This is a genomic window from Rhizobium sp. Root1212, assembly GCF_001424985.1.
Classification (GTDB): domain Bacteria; phylum Pseudomonadota; class Alphaproteobacteria; order Rhizobiales; family Rhizobiaceae; genus Pararhizobium.
On record NZ_LMDA01000006.1, the window covers coordinates 44,809 to 62,268 of the forward strand.

At 62.0% G+C, this 17,460-nt stretch carries 17 protein-coding genes; 4 read left to right on the plus strand and 13 right to left on the minus strand.

Going from position 1 to position 17,460, the window contains the following annotated elements; all coding sequences use genetic code 11:
- Window positions 1-73: 73 nt before the first annotated feature.
- On the plus strand, window positions 74-562 hold the full coding sequence (locus ASC86_RS09575) for a cupin domain-containing protein (protein ID WP_056319743.1): 489 nt from the start codon (window positions 74-76) through the stop codon (window positions 560-562).
- Window positions 563-846: 284 nt separating this feature from the next.
- Here the strand turns inward: ASC86_RS09575 and ASC86_RS09580 are convergent, their stop codons facing one another.
- From ASC86_RS09580 to ASC86_RS09600, 5 genes are all read right to left on the minus strand, one after another.
- Window positions 847-2,322, minus strand: coding sequence for an APC family permease (locus ASC86_RS09580; RefSeq protein WP_056319747.1), 1,476 nt, complete (start codon window positions 2,320-2,322; stop codon window positions 847-849).
- 46 nt (window positions 2,323-2,368) lie between these two features.
- Entirely contained in the window at window positions 2,369-3,946 is a 1,578-nt protein-coding gene (locus ASC86_RS09585; RefSeq protein ID WP_056319750.1) for a hydantoinase B/oxoprolinase family protein, read from the minus strand.
- Entirely contained in the window at window positions 3,943-5,955 is a 2,013-nt protein-coding gene (locus ASC86_RS09590; RefSeq protein ID WP_056319753.1) for a hydantoinase/oxoprolinase family protein, read from the minus strand. The genes ASC86_RS09585 and ASC86_RS09590 overlap by 4 nt, the downstream gene beginning before the upstream one ends.
- Window positions 5,956-6,028: 73 nt before the next feature.
- Complete coding sequence (locus tag ASC86_RS09595; RefSeq protein ID WP_056319756.1) at window positions 6,029-6,358, minus strand: antibiotic biosynthesis monooxygenase; 330 nt, start codon at window positions 6,356-6,358, stop codon at window positions 6,029-6,031.
- Window positions 6,359-6,539: 181 nt separating this feature from the next.
- Window positions 6,540-7,127, minus strand: a complete 588-nt coding sequence (locus ASC86_RS09600; RefSeq protein ID WP_156386970.1) for an XRE family transcriptional regulator — start codon at window positions 7,125-7,127, stop codon at window positions 6,540-6,542.
- A gap of 546 nt (window positions 7,128-7,673) precedes the next feature.
- Between ASC86_RS09600 and ASC86_RS09605 the strand changes: the two genes are divergently transcribed.
- The gene (locus tag ASC86_RS09605; protein ID WP_056319761.1) at window positions 7,674-8,579 is read left to right on the plus strand and encodes a LysR substrate-binding domain-containing protein; all 906 of its coding nucleotides are present in this window, start codon (window positions 7,674-7,676) and stop codon (window positions 8,577-8,579) included.
- Here ASC86_RS09605 and ASC86_RS09610 read toward each other — a convergent pair.
- From ASC86_RS09610 to ASC86_RS09645, 8 genes are all read right to left on the minus strand, one after another.
- The gene (locus ASC86_RS09610; RefSeq protein WP_056319763.1) at window positions 8,576-9,109 is read right to left on the minus strand and encodes a gluconokinase; all 534 of its coding nucleotides are present in this window, start codon (window positions 9,107-9,109) and stop codon (window positions 8,576-8,578) included. The genes ASC86_RS09605 and ASC86_RS09610 overlap by 4 nt on opposite strands.
- Before the next feature lies 1 nt (window position 9,110).
- Complete coding sequence (locus tag ASC86_RS09615; RefSeq protein WP_056319766.1) at window positions 9,111-10,391, minus strand: TRAP transporter large permease; 1,281 nt, start codon at window positions 10,389-10,391, stop codon at window positions 9,111-9,113.
- Window positions 10,388-10,945, minus strand: coding sequence for a TRAP transporter small permease (locus ASC86_RS09620; RefSeq protein ID WP_056319770.1), 558 nt, complete (start codon window positions 10,943-10,945; stop codon window positions 10,388-10,390). The genes ASC86_RS09615 and ASC86_RS09620 overlap by 4 nt, the downstream gene beginning before the upstream one ends.
- A gap of 54 nt (window positions 10,946-10,999) precedes the next feature.
- Window positions 11,000-11,995: a DctP family TRAP transporter solute-binding subunit gene (locus ASC86_RS09625; RefSeq protein WP_056319772.1), complete on the minus strand. Its 996-nt coding sequence runs from the start codon at window positions 11,993-11,995 to the stop codon at window positions 11,000-11,002.
- Window positions 11,996-12,019: 24 nt separating this feature from the next.
- Window positions 12,020-12,928, minus strand: coding sequence for an NAD(P)-dependent oxidoreductase (locus tag ASC86_RS09630; protein WP_082510007.1), 909 nt, complete (start codon window positions 12,926-12,928; stop codon window positions 12,020-12,022).
- Between the two features lie 16 nt (window positions 12,929-12,944).
- Window positions 12,945-13,250, minus strand: coding sequence for a putative quinol monooxygenase (locus ASC86_RS09635; RefSeq protein ID WP_082510017.1), 306 nt, complete (start codon window positions 13,248-13,250; stop codon window positions 12,945-12,947).
- Window positions 13,251-13,262: 12 nt separating this feature from the next.
- Window positions 13,263-14,621, minus strand: coding sequence for an SAF domain-containing protein (locus ASC86_RS09640; protein ID WP_056319778.1), 1,359 nt, complete (start codon window positions 14,619-14,621; stop codon window positions 13,263-13,265).
- 385 nt (window positions 14,622-15,006) lie between these two features.
- Window positions 15,007-16,404, minus strand: a complete 1,398-nt coding sequence (locus ASC86_RS09645) for an HD-GYP domain-containing protein (RefSeq protein ID WP_056319781.1) — start codon at window positions 16,402-16,404, stop codon at window positions 15,007-15,009.
- On the opposite strand from ASC86_RS09645, the gene ASC86_RS25655 reads away from it, so the two are divergent.
- Together ASC86_RS25655 and ASC86_RS09650 are read left to right on the plus strand one after the other, a co-directional pair.
- Window positions 16,403-16,675, plus strand: coding sequence for a hypothetical protein (locus tag ASC86_RS25655; protein WP_156386971.1), 273 nt, complete (start codon window positions 16,403-16,405; stop codon window positions 16,673-16,675). The genes ASC86_RS09645 and ASC86_RS25655 overlap by 2 nt on opposite strands.
- Window positions 16,676-16,893: 218 nt before the next feature.
- Window positions 16,894-17,388, plus strand: coding sequence for a lipocalin family protein (locus ASC86_RS09650; RefSeq protein WP_156386972.1), 495 nt, complete (start codon window positions 16,894-16,896; stop codon window positions 17,386-17,388).
- Window positions 17,389-17,460 lie beyond the last annotated feature (72 nt).

Genomic DNA, 17,460 nt, shown 5'->3' on the forward strand with positions numbered 1-17,460 from the left:
CCGGGTCCTGCTACATCTGGCTTTAGAGCAGAGTGGAACCCCATCATCTAGATTAACGCGAAAGGGGGCAGCGATGTCCGACGATAGATATCTGATCAAAAGGGAGGAAATCGAAGCGATGGAGGGTTTGAGCAAGACCCACTTTCTCAATCCCAATGCCAAGCGGATCAACAAGTCGCTTGGAGACGTAACAGGCTTAACGGGGATAGGCTTCCATCTCATCGAGGTTGAGCCTGGCCGAGAAACGACAGAATATCACCTTCACCACCATGAGGACGAATGCGTCTACATTCTCGACGGCAGTGGGCTCGCCACAATCGGTGACGAGGAAGTCAGCGTGGAAGCTGGCGATTTTCTGGGCTATCGAAAGGGCGGCAAGGCCCACTCCATTAGGAACACGGGTACCGTACCGCTAAGATGTATCGTCGCTGGCGAACGGCTCGCGCATGACGTCGGCGATTATCCTCGGCTGCGCAAACGCGTTTATCGCAACGCTGGTTTAAAATGGAATCTGGTAGATCTTGATGCCATCGAAGAACCCAGTGCTGGCGCCAAGAGGTAAGCAGCTTGCGATAAAAACGAGCCGTTCGAAGCGGCCGGGCAGATCGATGCCCGGTTTTCGACAGGAAAGACCACGCTCTCTTCCAGCACCATTTTAGAGGTGGCCGTGATGTCGGACTGCTCATGGCCTAGCCGCCCGACATCACCGAAAACTGTGTTGCCGCCGCCAGCGCGTATCCACTTGCGCCAATGCAGACGCCGAGATGTTGCTCAGCGCCGCCATTTGCGGCGCTGAGACGATTGCTCCATAACCCCGAAGCCGTGACGGCAAAAGGCACTCGGGAGCTAGGAATTGCTTCCCCCCCAATGACCGATCCGTTGATACTCGGCAGGACGGTTGCTGCGCATCCACAGCGCGCGGGCGACGCCGAGTGCCAGGACGATGAGGTTGACACTCGGAAGTATCCAGTTGATCGCCCCTTCTCGCCCGGTGAACATCGGGATGTTGATCAGCACGAAGAACACGACGACAGCGAGCGCGACCGCCGATATGGCGGGCGCGATCTTGCCCTCCCACGCGGAAACGCCGCGATTGTCACGCCGGAAGAAGGCGAAGATCGCAATGGCCGTAAGTAACTCCATGGCCGGGATACTGACCGCGACCGGCACGCTGCCGACGACGAAAAGATCGAGATAAGGATCAAGCCCCTGGACGGCGCAGAACACCAGCACCACGGCGCTGAAGGCTGTGTGGAACAGGCTTGCGACCCAGGCAGACCCGCTGCGGCGCGATTTGCGGGCAAAGACCGGGGAAATGGCATGATCCCGGCCAAGCGCATAGAGATACCGCGCCGTCGCGTTGTGGAACGCCAGGATGGAGGCAAACCAGCTGCCGACGACGAGAAGCGTGATCACCTCGGCGAAACCTGCCCCGACATACTGCGTGGCAGCGATAGTGAACATTTCCGTCGGCTTCTCGTTCGCCACGGAGACCGCGGTGTCGCCGAACGCCTGGATGATTGCCCATGTCACGAAGGCCTGGAAGAGCGCAATCAGGGCGATGGAGCCGAAAGTGGCCTTGCGGACGGTGGCAACCGGATCACGCACGTCCTCGCGAAAGAGCGCCGTGGCCTCGAAGCCTGCGAAGGCCGCGAAGACGACAAGCAGGACCACGCCGATTTCCCCGCCGACGATGGTATCCGGCCGGAAGGCTTGCAACGACAGCCCCTGTGCACCACCCGATACGATGATACCTGCCGACAGCACCACAAGCACGACGACCTCGACCAACATGATAATGCCGAGCACCCGGATATTGAGTTCGACATTCAGCACGCCAAGAATGCCCATGGCGGCCACCGCCCCGAAGGCCCATGGCTCCCAGGGCGTCTGGATGCCGGTGACGGACGCCATCGCCTGGCTGGCGAAGACCGCGAAGGGGCCGATCGCTCCCGTAGCGGCGATCGCATAGGCGAGCACGGCCACGAACGCCGTGCCAAGACCCAAAGGCCGGCCCAGCCCTGCCGCGATGTAGGAAAACAGCGCACCGGCATTGGGCACGAAGCGCGTCATCGCGGTATAGCCGACGGCGAAGATCGCAAGAAATGCGCCCACCACCAGAAACATGCCGGCGGTCCCGATACCGCCACGGCCGATGGCAAGCGGCGTCGAACCGACGGCGAAGCCAAGCGGCGCCGCCGCCGCAACCACGAAGAATACAACATGGCGGGCGCTGAGCTTGCCCGTGCCCGTATTGTCGGCCGCGCCCGCGAGGTCCGGCGCACCGGGTCCTCCCTCACGCGTTGAAGACAGATTGGTCATTTTGTTCCCCTTTTCTATGTCTCGGATGTACGTTTAAGCGGTTTCGTCAGACAGCCTTTCCAAAGCCGCCGCCCCCGCCGGTCATGATTGCCAGGCTGTCACCCTCCGCGAGCTGGAGCCCGTTGACTTTCAGGAGATCGCTCCGGTTGACGCTTCCGGCGATTTCAACACGCGGCGGAAGCCCGGCTTCGCCGCCCATCAGGCCCCAGCCCGGCGTCAGCGAACGGTCGAGCCAGAGATAGAGCTGCGTGGGCGCATCGAAGCGATAACGCCGGATGATGCCGCAGCCGCCCTTTTGCCGGCCCGCGCCGCCGGAACCGCGGCGGATCGCATATTCCGTCACCGTCACCGGCAGGCGCTCTTCCAGCGCCTCGACGGGCGTGTTGCGGAAGCTGCCGTTCAGCACGTTGATGACGCCGTCCGCCCCGTCTGTCGACGCGGAAGCACCCCAGCCGCCGGCATGGGCCTCCACGCACATCGCCGTGTTCCTGGGATCGCGCCGGTCCTGCCCGACGAAATAGGTGATCATGGAATCGCCGAACTGCGCGGCGGTCGCCCGTTCGGGCAGCACATCGGCGAGCGCGCTGATGAAGAGATCGATGAGCAGGCCGAAAGAGGAATAATACCAGCCGCAGGCCGCGGGCTCGACGGCATCGTGCAGAGAGCCCGGCCGCGTGACGATCTCGATGTTGCGAAAGCAGCCGCCATCGAAGGACCGTTCCGGCGCCAGCAGCATCTTGTAGGCGACGCGCATCGCCGCGATGGTTTGGGCGCGGCCGCAATTGATCGGCCCTTTCGTGGCATCGGGGCTGTCGCTGAGGTCCACCACCAGCCGTTCTCCCTCGACGACGATCTTGATGGCGATCGGCACCGGCTGATCGAGAACGATACCGTCGTTGTCGAGATAGCCCTTGCCCCGGTAGGTGCCGTCGGGAATGGCCGCCACCACCTGCCGGTCGGCAAGCGCGCTCTGACGGAAGATCTCGTCGCGGCAGGCCTCGATGGTCTTGAGGCCGAAGCGGGTGAGGATCTCCAGCATCCGGCGCTGGCCGGTGCGGCAGGCGGCGATCATGGCGTTGATATCGCCGACGATCATGTCCTTGCTGCGGCTGTTGCGGCGGATGATATCGATGATGTCGTCTACCGGACCTGTCTTGGTGCCGATCTTGACCGGCCCGAAGCGGACGCCTTCCTGATAGACCTCGGTCGTTTCCGTTCCGCCGCCGGGGTCCCGTCCGCCAATATCGGTGATGTCGGCGCGGGCGGCGACATAGCCCGCCAGTTCGCCTTCCAGATAGAGCGGCGCGAACATCGTCACGTCGTTGAGATGGGTGCCCTGAATATAGGGATCGTTGAAGAAGACGATATCGCCGTCCTGCAGCCAGCCCGGACCGCGAAGTCGCACGGCCTCCTTGACGGATTCGTCGAGACTGCCCAGGAACAGCGGCAGGCCGCTCGATTGGCCCAGCACATCGGCGTTACGGTCGAGCAATGCCACAGCGGCGTCGCCGTTTTCATAGATCAGCGGCTGGAAAGCCGAACGCACAAGCGTTGCCAGCATGTCATCGGCAGCGGACAGAAAGAGATTGCGGACAATCTCGGTGGTAACGACGTCGATGGTCATGCGCGTGCCTTCCGGATGATGAGGGTTCCAAACTGTTCCTGACGGGCAGACCATCCGGGCGGAACGAGCGTGGTCGAGCCCGCTTCGAGAATGATAGCCGGCCCGACGACGGCATCCCGGCGGCCGATGCTTTCCCGGTGCACGATGCGCGCCTCATGACGCTGGCCATCGATGGTCACCATGCGCGTGGCTTCTTCATGGACCTCCGCCGGTGCATCACGATCGAGGAATTCCGCGCCGATGCGGCCGGTCGCGGCAAGCCGCATCTGCACGAGTTCGACCGGCGCGCCCGGCATCGCATGGCCGAAACGCTGGTGGTAAGTCTCGTGGAAATCCTGCAGCAGCGCCGCCGGATCGCGCACGGGCACAGTCACGGCGTGCGTCTGGCCGGCATAGCGCATGTCCACCGTTGCGGCATAGCCGCAGGCCGTAGCCGCGACACCCTCCTGCTGCAGCAGCCTTTCGCCCTGTGCGCGAAGGTCAGCATTCGTGCGCTCGATCAGCTCCTGCGCCGCCGCATCACCGGCAAGGCCTGCGAGCGGCGCGGAAACGTCGTGGCGAATATCGGCGTGCAGCATGCCCCAGGCCGACAGCACACCGGTGCTGAATGGCACGATGACCTCGGCGATCCCGAGTTCCTCAGCCAGCGCGACCCCATGCAGCGGGCCGGCGCCACCGAAGGCAAGGAGCGAGAAGTCGCGTGGATCGATGCCGCGTCGCATGGTCAGCGTGCGAATGGCATTGGCCATCATACCGTTCGCGACAGCCAGCACGCCTGCGGCAGCCGCCTCCACGCCGATGCCGAGTTCGTGTCCCAGCTTCCCCATCGCCTCACCTGCAGCCTCGACGTCAAGGCGCATGCGCCCGCCAAGGAACCAGTCTGGATCGATGCGACCGAGTAGAAGCTGGGCATCCGTGACAGTCGGCCGGGTGCCGCCGAGCCCGTAGCATGCAGGCCCCGGATTGGCCCCGGCGCTGAGCGGGCCGACCCGCAACCCACCAGCCTCGGCGCGTGCGATCGAGCCGCCGCCGGCGCCGATGGTATGCAGTTCGACCACCGGCATCTTCATCACGTTGTCGGCGATTTCGCCTTCGGCCGACAGCGTCATGCGCCCGTCGATCACCAGACTGACATCCGAAGAGGTTCCACCCATGTCGATGGCAATGATGTTCGGTCGGCTCAGTGTGCGGGAAATGGTTTCAGCCGCGACAACGCCACCGGCCGGCCCCGAAAGAATGGTCTGGATCGGCTGGCGGGCAACCAGTTCCGCAGAGCAGATACCGCCGCTGGAGCGCATGACATGAAGAGGTGCCGCGCAATCGCGCACGCCCAACTGATCGACGAGGGCGGCAAGATAGGTTTCCACCGTGCGCGAGACATAGGCGGTCGCGACCGTGGTTGAGGTGCGCTCGAACTCACCCTGCTCCGGCGCGATCTCATGGGACAACACCACCGAAACATCCGGCAGCCTCTGCTGAATGAGGTTGCGAAGCGCCAGTTCATGGGCGGGATTGTGGTGCGAATGCAGGAAGCATACCGCAACACTGCGCACGCCGTCGGCAGCCAGCCGCTCGGCCAAGGTCGCGGCCTCGACCGGATTAAGCGGCGTTTCGATCGTGCCGTCGTAGCGGACGCGTTCATCGACGGTATGGATGTCGCCCGGCTCGACCAGCGGCGCGGGCTTGTGGGGCGTGAGGCTCCAGATATCCTTGTTTCCGGCACGGCCGAGCAACAGGACATCGCCGAAGCCCTTTGTCGTGACCAGCGCGGCCCGTTCGCCGGTGCGGGAGAGAATGGCGTTCAGCCCCGCGGTTGTACCATGCACGAGGAATTCGATATCCCTGGCGATGCCGAGGTCGTCGAGCCCCTTGAGCATGCCCTTGGCAGGCTCAAGGGGGGTGCTCAGCACCTTGTGGGTGCGGGTGGTATTGGCGTGCGTGTCCATGATGACGATGTCGGTGAAAGTTCCGCCGATATCGACCCCGACGCGCAGATGGGGCGTTTGCATGTTTTCCTCCAGTTTCCCAAAAAGGCTTATTTTGCCGGTTCGCCGGAGACATCCGCCTCCGGGTGGAATGCGCTCAGCCCGAAGGTTGCGCGCAGGCTCCGATTTCATAGAGTCTCGCCGGGCCGACCGCGTCGGGCACATCCGCAAGCAAAGGCAGCATGTGCACCACATCCTCTTCGCGCCCGGCGGAGTCGAGATAGGCTTGGTAATTTGCCAGCGTTTCCCAGAGCGCGGTCACGACCACTTCTTCTTCTTCCCCATGCGGCAAGAGCGTCTGCACCTCGACGCCGAGACAGCCCGGAAAAGCCAAAGCACGCTCGGGAATGCGCCGCTCTTCGAAAAAGCGGACAAGGGCGCGGCTTGCGCCAGTCCTGGGTCGCAGGCTCAACATGCTTCTGATCATCGATCTCTCATTGTCATGACAGGTCCTTCCGGGCCGGCAAAGCCGGCCCGATTGCAACGTGTGGCCAAGGCAGCCCCTCTCCCGCCGAGCTGTCCGACGGGTAGTGCGCCTCAATTGAATTTGAAGTGTAGGAATGCCTGTGCCCACGGCACGAGGCCGGGCTCAGAAAGCCTGCCGTCGGTCAGCCGACGCCGCTTGGCCCATCTCCGAAGTATTCCATCGTGCAGGTATGCAGCATGATCGCAGGGCGATCCGTATGGTTCCAGGTCGTATGCGTGCGGCTGGAGGCGAAATGCAGTGAATCCCCCTGCTCCAGCAGATAGACCGCCCCCTCGATCTCCACCGTCAAAGCCCCCTCCACCATGAAGATGAACTCCTCCCCTTCATGCGACATCGGCTCCGTGCGGCGGCCGGGCGGCTCGGTAATCAGGGCGCTGTTGAGAACACTGCCCGGAAACTTGGACGATAGCCGTTCATACATTGCCGAATTGGGGCCGAGCGCATAGGGGACACGCCGGTTATGCCGCGTATCGGCCGCGCCACCCGTGGGTTGCTCGAGGAACTGGTTGATCGAGGTATCAAGCGCTCGCGCGAGTGCGAGCAGCGAAGTCAGCGACGGCATCGTCAGGCCACGCTCGATCTGCGAGATGAAGCTGAACGACAGCCCGGACTTCTCCGCGACATCCTTCAACGTCAGCTTCAGTTCCTTGCGACGACTGCGCAGGCGATCTGTCAGCGGTGTCGTGGCAGCTGCATTGATCTGATCCACGAGGCCCCCCAAAATTGTTCCACCGGCACAATTTGCACTTCGATGGCAAAGTCGTCAAGCAAAATTGCAATCGGGATACAATTTTCGCCTCGCGGGCCAATACGCGGCGCGACCGTCACCCTAATGAAGTGAACAGCCCGAGTTTCGTAGACACGCTCGGCGCCCAAGCCGGTCAGCTCACGAGGCGACTCCGTTGAGTTGGCCATGTCGCACGGCATGCGTCAAATGCAAGCTCAGGGCTTGGTCGTAGGACCGGGGTCGGTAGGTGCTGTTACCGCCGCTCGAGCATGCGCTTCACCTCACGACCACGCTCCCGCAGAATGGCGGCCCATATCTTTTCGCGAATAGACTTGCGCTTACCGGCTACGTTGTGGCTCATGAGAACTTCCTTCCAAAACGCAGGAAATCTAACAGGTTTCGGATAGATGGCAGCCCGTCCATTTTGCATTGCAGCATTGCACTTTTCCGAGGCTTAAGACCGTACGTGCCATTTCGCTTGCCTCCGGATTGGATTAGCGTCGCGCGGGCCAATCACGTGGGACAGGAATGCAGCTTCCAATCAAGGCAATCCTCGTTTTTCATGCTGCGGCACGCGCCGGCAGCATTTCGCGCGCTGCGGAAGACCTAAGCGTCACCCCGTCGGCCGTCAGCCAGCAGATTCAATTGCTGGAGACCCAGCTCGGCGTCTCGCTCCTGACGAAAGCCGGCCGCGGTGTCGCGCTCACCGAAGCCGGCGAGCGCTACTTCTCCATGATCTCCGACCAGATCGAAGGCATAGAGGAAGCAACCGGCGCGATCCGTGGTTTTCGCTCGGTGACCACGCTCACCGTTCGCGCCACCCCTACCCTCTCCAACAAGTGGCTGCTGCCCCGACTCGGCGCCCTTCTTGATCAGCATCCCGATCTCGAAGTCCGCCTCGACGGGACCAACGAACCGACCGACTTCAACCAGGAACTGGTGGATATCGAGCTGCGGCACGGCAATGGTCGGTGGCCCGGCCTTTTCGTCGAGGGTATCGCAGAAGAGCAGTTCATTCCGGTGTGCGCTCCAGACTATGCGGCGCCCGGCAGCCTGGGCGTTGACGAGCTGCCGAACCACCGTCTGATCCATTCCGTAAAATCGCAGGCGCAGTGGGCGACGTGGTTCCAGCTCGCCGAGGTCGCACCCGCCGAACGCTGGCGTCGCGTGCTTTTCGATCGCAGCCACATGGCCATCGATGCCGCCGTGCGCGGCATGGGCATCGCGCTGGAAAGCACGCTGATGATGGACGACGAGCTGAAAAGCGGCCGCCTCGTCTGCCCCGTGACGGCCGCACCGGAACTGCGCATCGTAACCCAGTGGATCGTCTGCCCGCGCGATCATCTGCGCCAGAAGAAGGTCCGCCTCTTCCTCGACTGGCTGCGCGCGGAGCGCGACGCCTGGCAGGCGGCACAGGTCGGGAAGCGGTTCTAGGGAAGCGTCGGCGTGACGCCCAGAGCAGCCAGCGCCGCCGTTGTGATGTCTTCCGGCGACAAGGCGATGTCGAGCACGATCGCGTCTTCATCGATGCTCGGACGTTCCAGTGTGCGGAGCTGGCTTTCCAGCAGCGCGACCGAGGCGAAATGCCCGCGCCGCGCCTTGAGGCGGGCCGCTATCAGTTCGGCCGGGCCATCGAGGAAGAGGAAACGGGCGGCACCGAGCCGCGCCCGCATCAAATCCCGATAACTCCGCTTCAGCGCCGAACAGGCGATCACGGCCGGGCGGGCCGGAACGGAAAACGCCTTGTCGCAAACAGCATGCAACCAGGGCTGCCGCTGGGCGTCGGTCAGCGCGATGCCCTTGCGCATCTGCTCGACGTTCTCCGTCGTGTGAAGTTCGTCTGCCTCGATGAAATCGCACCGCAGGCTTGCCGCGAGGCGGCGGCCGATCTCCGATTTTCCGGTTCCCGCCGTACCCATGACGACAAGGAAATCGTCACGGGGGGCTTCAACCTGCTGCACCATCTCAATAAAGCCCGAGCAGACGGATCGGCGCGAGCGTCAGCGCCGGGAAGAGCACGAGTGCGAGGATCGCCGCGATGAGGATGGACATGGGTGCAAGCGATCCCTTCACCACATCCTCGATCGACATCTTCGCCACCTGCGCCACCGCGAAGAGGCAGACCCCCACCGGCGGCGTGACGAGGCCGAGCGTCAGTGTGATGACCATGACGATCAGGAAGTGGATGGGATCGACGCCGAGCGACACGGTGGGCGGCAGCAGCACAGGGATCAGGATGAACATCGCTGCGATCGCATCCATGAACATGCCGACGACGATCAGGAACAGAAAGATCAGAATGAGCGCCATGGTGGGGCCGGTGCTGATGGCGCCGAGGAAGGTCGCGACCTGCGCCGGCAGGCCATCATAGGTGAAGACCCAGGCGGCAAGCTTGGCCGTGGCCGCGATGAAGAGGATCGTTCCCGAGGTGCGCGCCGTCTCGATGAAGATGCCGGGAAGCTCGCGCGGCGCGATGGTGCGGTAGAGCACGACCGACAGGAAGAGCGTGTAGAGCACCGCAATGCCGGCCGCTTCCGTCGGCGTGAAATAGCCATCGACGATACCGATCAGCAGGATCACCGGCGTCAGCATGGGCAAGATGGCGGCGATGCCTGTGGTGACGACCAGCCGCAGGTTGAACGGTGTCGGCGGATTGTAGCCATAACGCACCGCATAGAAATGATTGAACACCATGAACATCAGCGCGATGAACAGGCCGGGAATGAGGCCGGCCACCAGCAGCGTGCCGATCGAGGCATTGGCGATCGATCCGGCGATGACGATGAGGATCGAGGGCGGGATGATCGACGAGAGCGTCGAGGTGCAAAGCGTCATGCCGACGGCGTAGCCCTTGGGGAAACCATGACGCTCCATCGCCTTGATCTCGATCGCCCCGATGGAGGCGATGTCGGCGACGGAGGAACCGGAGACTCCGCCGAAGATGACCGAGGAGGCGACGTTTACATGGCCGAGCCCGCCGGGCAGCCAGCCGACGATGGCCTCGGCAAAATCGAACAGCTTTTCGGCGACACGGCCACGCTCCATGAGCACGCCGACGAGGATGAACAGCGGGACGGCCACGAGCAGGAACGAATTCATGGCGGAGAACATGCTCTGCGCCAGAAGATCGACCGGCGTCGACGTGAAGGCAAAGATGGCGATGACGCTGGCAAGGCCGAGAGCCACGGCGAGCGGCACGCCGAGCGCGCTCATGAGAAGGAACAGGGCGAGAAGGACGAGGCTCATAGCTCTTTCTCCAGCTTCGGCTTGGCGTTTTCGGCGAGCGTGATTTCAGGCATGCCCTGGGCCGGATCGGCAAGCTCGATCAGGTCGCGGCGCGTTTTCAAGGATTCGACGATGCCGAGGACCGCAAGCACGGCACTGAGCGGCATGATCGTGCCGATCAGCCACATGGGAACGGCGAGCGTCGCCGCCGTCTCGTTCATCATGAATTGCTGCCGGACGAGGTGGTAGCCGGTCCAGCCGGTGAGCGCGAAGAAGATGACCGAAGACGCGACGTAGATCGGCAGCGACAGCCGCCGGACGACGCTGGGCATCATCGCGATCAGCACCGTGACGCGGGCGGTCTCGACAGTCCGGAACCCTGCCGCAAGGCCGAGGAAGATCATCCAGACGAAGAGGTAGCGGGTCGCTTCCTCCGTCCAAGAGACCGGCATGCCCAGCACGCGGCTGGCGACCTGGGTGAGGACGACGAGAAGCACGCCGACGACGGCGATACCCGCGGCAATGTCCGTCGCGGCCTTTAAGGCCCCGCCCAGGAAAGAGGTGGTTTTGTCCATGGCGTGTCCTCCTTGCCGGACCGGCCGCACGGCCGATCCGGCTGGCGCTGCGGATCAGTTCTTGCCAACGGCGGCGATGGTCTTGTCGAAGAAAGCCTGATCTTTCACAAGGCCGGCAAAGACCGGAAACAGCTCCTTCGAGACGGCGACGAACGCCTGCTGCTGTTCGGGCGTCAACCGGTTGACCACCATGCCGTTCTTCTCAAGTTCGGCGATCGTCGATTCCGCGGTCGCGGCATCGTTCTCGACCTTCCAGGCCTCCGCTTCCTTGCCGGCTTCCTCGAGCGCCTTCTTGTGGGCGTCGCTCAGCCCGTCGAATTTCGCCGGATTGATTCCGAGCACCCACCCGTCACCCATATGATTGGTGATCGACGCATATTTCTGCACTTCGTAGAACTTCGCGCTGAGCGGCACGTTGATCGGGTTCTCCTGACCGTCCACCACCTTCAGCTGAAGCGCGTTGTACACCTCGGCGAAGGCCATCGGCGTCGGTGCAGCCCCCATCTTCTTGAAGAACTCAACCCAGAGCGGATTGTTCGGCACGCGGAATTTGAGCCCGGACAGGTCCTCCGGCTTTTCGATCGGATGCTTGGAGTTGGTCATCTGGCGGAAGGGGCGCGGCCAGAGATTGATGCCCTTGATGCCGATATTTCCGAGATCCGAAATCAGCTCCTGCCCCGGCTCGCCGGAGAGATAGCCGCGCAGCTGGGCCTCGTCGTCGAACAGGTAGGGAATGGAGATCGCGGAAAACTTCGGATTGAAGTTGGCATAGAGCGAAGTGGCGAGCAGCAGCATGTCCAGCGAGCCGCCGGCAAGCTGCTTGACTGCGCCCGACGGATCGCCGCCGTAGAGCGTGCCGTTCGGGAAGACCTTGATCGTCAGTTCGCCATTTGTCTTGGCCGCGACGAGTTCGGCGAACTTGTTGGCCGCGACGGTGATTTCGGAATTGTCCGGATCGGGCGTCGAGAGCGTCAGCGTTTCAGCCTGCGCAAACGATGCGGTGAGCATGGTCGCTGCGGCGAGCAGGCCGCGAAGGGTAAAGTGTTTCATGTCGTTCCTCCCAGTTCAAATTGTTCAAATGGATGACGCGGAATGACCTCCGCGCGGATTCATGCGTTGCAATTCCAGAATGACGCCGCTGTGATCAAGGTCTCCGTCGCCATGATCCACCATTGCCTGGAAGAGCCGGTCGACCTCCTCGCTGACCGGAAGCCTCAATGCACGCGACCTGGCGAAGGCGATCGCGGTAGATGTGTCCTTCACCTGGTATTTCGCCGGGCCGCCGGGCTGGAAGTTGCCTTCCACCATGCGCAGCCCGTGCTGGCGAAACACCGTCGAATCGGCAAAGCCGCCGAGAAGCGCCTCGCGCACCTTTGCCGGGTCGGCGCCACCGCTTTCGGCAAGCGTCAGCGCTTCGGCGACGGCGCAGATCGTCGAGGCGACGATCAGCTGGTTCGCAAGCTTGGTGAGCGCGCCGCTGCCGGACGGGCCGACATGGGTCGTCCGCCCGAGGCAGGCGAAGATGCCGCGCAATTGCTCGACGACCGTCCCATCGCCTCCCGCCATGATGGCGAGCGTGCCCTCCTTCGCCCCTTTCTCGCCGCCGGAGACCGGCGCATCAAGGCAGGCGATGCCGCGGGCAGCGGCGGCGGTCGCGAGCGCGACGGCCGTTTCTACCGGAATGGAGCTCATGACGACCAGTACCGAGCCCGGCCGCATGCCGCCAATCACGCCATCCCGCCCCGCCAGTACAGCCTCGCAGACCGGGCCGGAGCTCAGCATGCAGATGACCACGTCGGCGGCAGCGGCAGCCTCGACCGCCCCGCCGGCTATAACAACGCCCTTTCCGGCGAGTGACGCAGCCTTTTCCGCCGTCCGGTTCCATGCCGTGACGGAGAAGCCGGCATCGGCCAGTCGTTCGGCCATGGGTGCGCCCATGATGCCGGTGCCGAGAAGGGCGATGGTTTCGACCGCGTTGCTCACAATATCACCTCCGCACTCAAGGGTGCTGTCGTTCGGCGAAGCGGACCGGCCGCTCCTCGACGATGAGCGGCGGGAAGGCCCGGCGGAAACGCTCCAGATGGGGCGTTTCGAGATGGGTGTCGAAGGCGGCGCGGCTGTCATAGACCTCGTAGAAGACCACCGTGTCGTCGGCGCCCTCCGGGCAGATGACATCGAACTGCCTGCAGCCGGGTTCGTCGGCGAGCGAGTGTTTCGCATCGTCCCGCGCCGCCTCCAGGAAAGCCTGCAGTTTACCGGGCTTCACCTGGAACTCCGCAATCACGACAAAGGCTGGTGTGCGCATCATCGTCCCCGATCATTCGGCCGCGGTCCGCACGGGGCGGAAGCGATCTTCCATCTCCCGGCGCAGGGACACGACATCAAGGTCGGCGACAAGCTCGACATCGTCGAAGGAGACGATCTGGTCCTTCTTGATCGGCCGCTTGAGCTTAACGTTGTGCGCAAGGCCGATCGGCAGCGCCTTGAGGTCGAGGCTGCGCGCCGCAGGGATGGCGTTGGCCCAGACGGCATAGCCGCCCTCGCCGTCGAGCATCTCACCCGGCTGCATATCCTTCTTGGCGGTCGCGACCGCATCGCCGCGGAACTCCTTGGACGAGCCCGTCGGCTCGTTGCGCAGCACCGCCGAAAGCACGCTGATCGAGGTTTCGAGGCCGATGATGTGGAACGGCCGCCACATGGAAGCGTACCAGCCCGATGGATCGGTCAAAAGACCATATTGCTTGAAACAGGCGCGAGCGTATTCGTTATGCGCTTTGAAGGTGACGAAGACGCCGTAACGGATATTGTTGAAGACTTCGCGGCCATCCGGCTCCTGGCTGGCCGCGATGTCGACGAGGCCCGAGCGCGCCATGCGGCCGCCGTCGGCTGCCGGACGGAAGACGCGGGCAAGGTCGTGCAGGCCGGCCGGCGGGAAGGCGAGGCCGTCATCCGGGCAGTCGAGGCCCGTGCCGTTGGCCACGGCTGCCATTTCGATCGCCGCCTTGGTGCCGTCGGTAAAGGAGTTGTAGAGCTTCGGATTGAGGTTGTCTGCGGCGACCTGCTCCTCGGTCCAGCCGAACAGCCCCCATACCGTATCCGGCGTGGAATATCGGTAACGCGGCTCGAAATTCATGCCCTTGCCGGCGGCGGTGATCTCGAAGCCGGTGGCGCGAGCCCAGTCGACCAGCTCGCAGATCAGCGCCGGCTGGTCGCCATAGGCCATCGAGTAAACAAGGCCCTTGGCGCGCGCCTTTTCCGCCAGGATCGGGCCGACCATGACGTCCGCCTCGACATTGACCATCACCACGTGCTTGTTGTGCTCGATGGCGCCGAGCGCATGGCGCGTACCGGCGATCGGATGGCCGGTCGCTTCGATGATGCATTCGATCTCGCCGCATTCGAAGAGAGCCTTCACATCATCGGTGACGAAAGTGCCGCCGGTCTTGATCGCCTCGCCGCAGCTGGTCGCGGCATAGCGCTCCTTCGGCCAGCCGACGCGCCCCAGCGATTCCTTCGCCTTGCCGACATCGAGATCGGCGATCGCGACCATGTGCAGGCCTGCGATGCGCTGCGCCTGGGCGAGCACCATCGAGCCGAACTTGCCCGCGCCGATCAGGCCGACCCGCACGGGGCGCCCATTGGCGGCGCGAAGTGAAAGCAGTGAATAAAGGTTCATTTCAACATCCTCGGCTGGGGAAAACACTTGAAGAGCGCCCGGCCGGATCATCGACGCGCAAAACCCTCCGGATAGCGGGCGGCACCGCCCTTCCGGCAAACAGGATCTGCTGATCGATGGTTCTCCTCCGGAAACGCAGCAAGCCGCCGCGCCTCTCTCAGCCGCCTCCCACAGCGGCCTGTGATCCAAACTGTAGGATCGAAAAGGAGTTAGCTCAATTTAGAAGAATCAGAAAATACGTTAGAAAATCTACAATTATGAGGACAGCGGGAGTCTGTCTGGTTAGTCTAGGAGAGGCGACCGACACCTCTGCGAGATGAACCCATCGGATCTTTGGGACAGCGGCAACCAGAAGCCCGGAGCCGAGCTTAATCGATGTAAGCAGCTATGCAGCTTGCGACTTGGTTTGCAACGGTGCGGAACCGGACCTGGCGTTACTGTCTCCCAACTCGAGTCTGGTCAGCGCACGCTCAAGGGCCTCGATGCAGATGGGATCGTGTGACTTGCCTGCGTCCTCCCACAAGATCGCAAGTGCCTTGGTGATCGGCATTGCTGCTCTATAGGGTCGATCTGCGGTCAGAGCATCGAAGACATCAGCCGTCGAAACGATTCGGACCTCCATCGGAATACTGTCCGCCATCAAACCTCGCGGATATCCTTTACCGTCCAGCCGCTCGTGGTGAGCTCCCCCGATCACTGCCGACTCAGAAAACGCCCCGATGGTGGAAAGGATATGCTCTGAAAATTCCGCATGCCTCTTCATCTGGAGCCATTCATCTTCGTCAAGCTTGCCCGGCTTGTCGAGTACGCTGTTGCTGACACCGAGTTTGCCGATGTCATGGAGCAAGGCAGCCCTCTTGAGGAGCCGGCGAGCTTCGAAGCCGATGCCCATTTCCTCCGCGATCAGATCGGTAAACAGCGCCACACGATCACTGTGCCCCGAGGTGTAAGGGCTTTTTGCATCGATAACCTTGGCGAAACCGGCGGCAATATCATCGAGATAGTCGTCGTCAGCCATAATCGCGTGTTGCCCTGTTTCAAAGGCCAACACGATTGCTTCAACCTCGGACGACACCAGCGAGTTCCAGAAACCTGGGCGCTCTGACACAGTGATAAATGCCTTGACCAAGGAAGGATCAAACCAATCGCCCCTACGCTTTGTGACCTCTTTAAGCGCGCTTTTATGACCGCCGCTGATATGAAAGATGTCGATCACCTGGGCCAGAAGGGCGATGCGCGAAAACAGCGGTATCCGATCTCCGGCGAGCCCATTTGGCTTCCCGCCTCCGTTCCAGTGCTCGTCCAGCCCAAGGATTCCCTCTGCGACGCCCTCGGAGAACCGCATTTGTCGAGCGATCTCAGCCCCGCGCTGGCAACGCGTCTGGATGAGTTCGGTGGAGAGTTCTCCACCGTTCTGCAGAATATTCAGGATGCTACGAAACCGCTCGGCAAGACCTGACTGCATGCCGGTGTGACTGATGACGAAGCGAAGGACCTGCGTGAGACTGCCGTCAACCAGTTTGAAGTCACGTTTGAAACGCAGATCATCCGCGAGATAGAGTTCGCAGATGCGCGCGGCATTGCTGCTACAGCCGAGATCCTTCAGCAAGAGCGTATAATAGAGATCGCGCAACTGAACTTCGTCAAGACCGATTTCGCGGCCGATATGCATCCCTATGTAACAGCATCGAATGCAATGCCCCTCAGGTTGCCCCTCGGTCATATCGAGCGCCTTGCTCAAAGCTTCGATGATTTCCGCCAAGCGGATTTGGACGCCCGTCATGAACTCGACCTCGTTGGTAGCCGAACCTTATTTGAAGAAGGTTGCCGAAGGATTTAGCGCCTCGCTGAGCGCGGCAAAATCACCTGCGCCGGGGCAGGCAATGCCACCAAATGAGCTGGGAGGGACAACAGATGCTGACGCTTACGGCAGCGCCTGTGGTGGCCGATTTCAATCCCATTGCGATAAAAACACAGGAGATCGCGCATCATCGACCAGAAGCGCGGACGGATCAGGTTGGATCGCAAAGCGCAAGCCTATCGAGATTTTTTGATGCCGTTGGGAAACCGAGAGGTTCTTTGCTTCGTATACAAGTTTCACTGCATCTGACGTAACCGAGGAACAGCATAGACCTGACATCTGCCGCGATGCGATGCCGGCATACCGGCTCCGCTGAACCCGATCCGCGAGATGGTCGTTAGGTGACCATATATATGTACAAAGGACGTCGTTATGCCGCCATATGTTAGCATTCGGATCTTTTCTTCTCTCATGATCGGTCTGGTGGTCAGTTTCACAACTGAGGCTGCTGCAGCTCCGAAAGTCGCCAAGGTCGGGCCTGACCACTATACTGGGACGTGGCTGGAGATCGGACGGACGCCAATGTTCCTGACGGATGGCTGCGTAGCCGGTTACTCGACGTACCGAAGGGGCGAAACACCTGGTGAGGTCCTCGTCGAGGATGGATGTCATGTCGATACGCCGAAAGGTCGTCTAAAGACAGTCAGCGGAACCGGAAAGATTGAGGACTTCGGTACGACAAACGCGAAAATGCGTGTCCGTTATCCGTTGCTGATCACGTTCAACTACTGGGTTCTCTACAAATCGCCGGATAAAACCTGGTTCATCAGTGCCAACCCGTCGATGAAGGATCTTTGGATTTATTCAAGGACGGTCCCTTCGAAGGCGCGTCTACAACAAATGGTCCGTAAGGCCAGAGAGCTCGGATATGATGTCCGTAAGCTCGAGTTTCCGCCAGCTCGCTAAAATAACAATGTGTGGCCACTTGGAAGAGCCGCCGGCGACGGGATACGAAATTCAATTGGTCGTGGTTGTCGC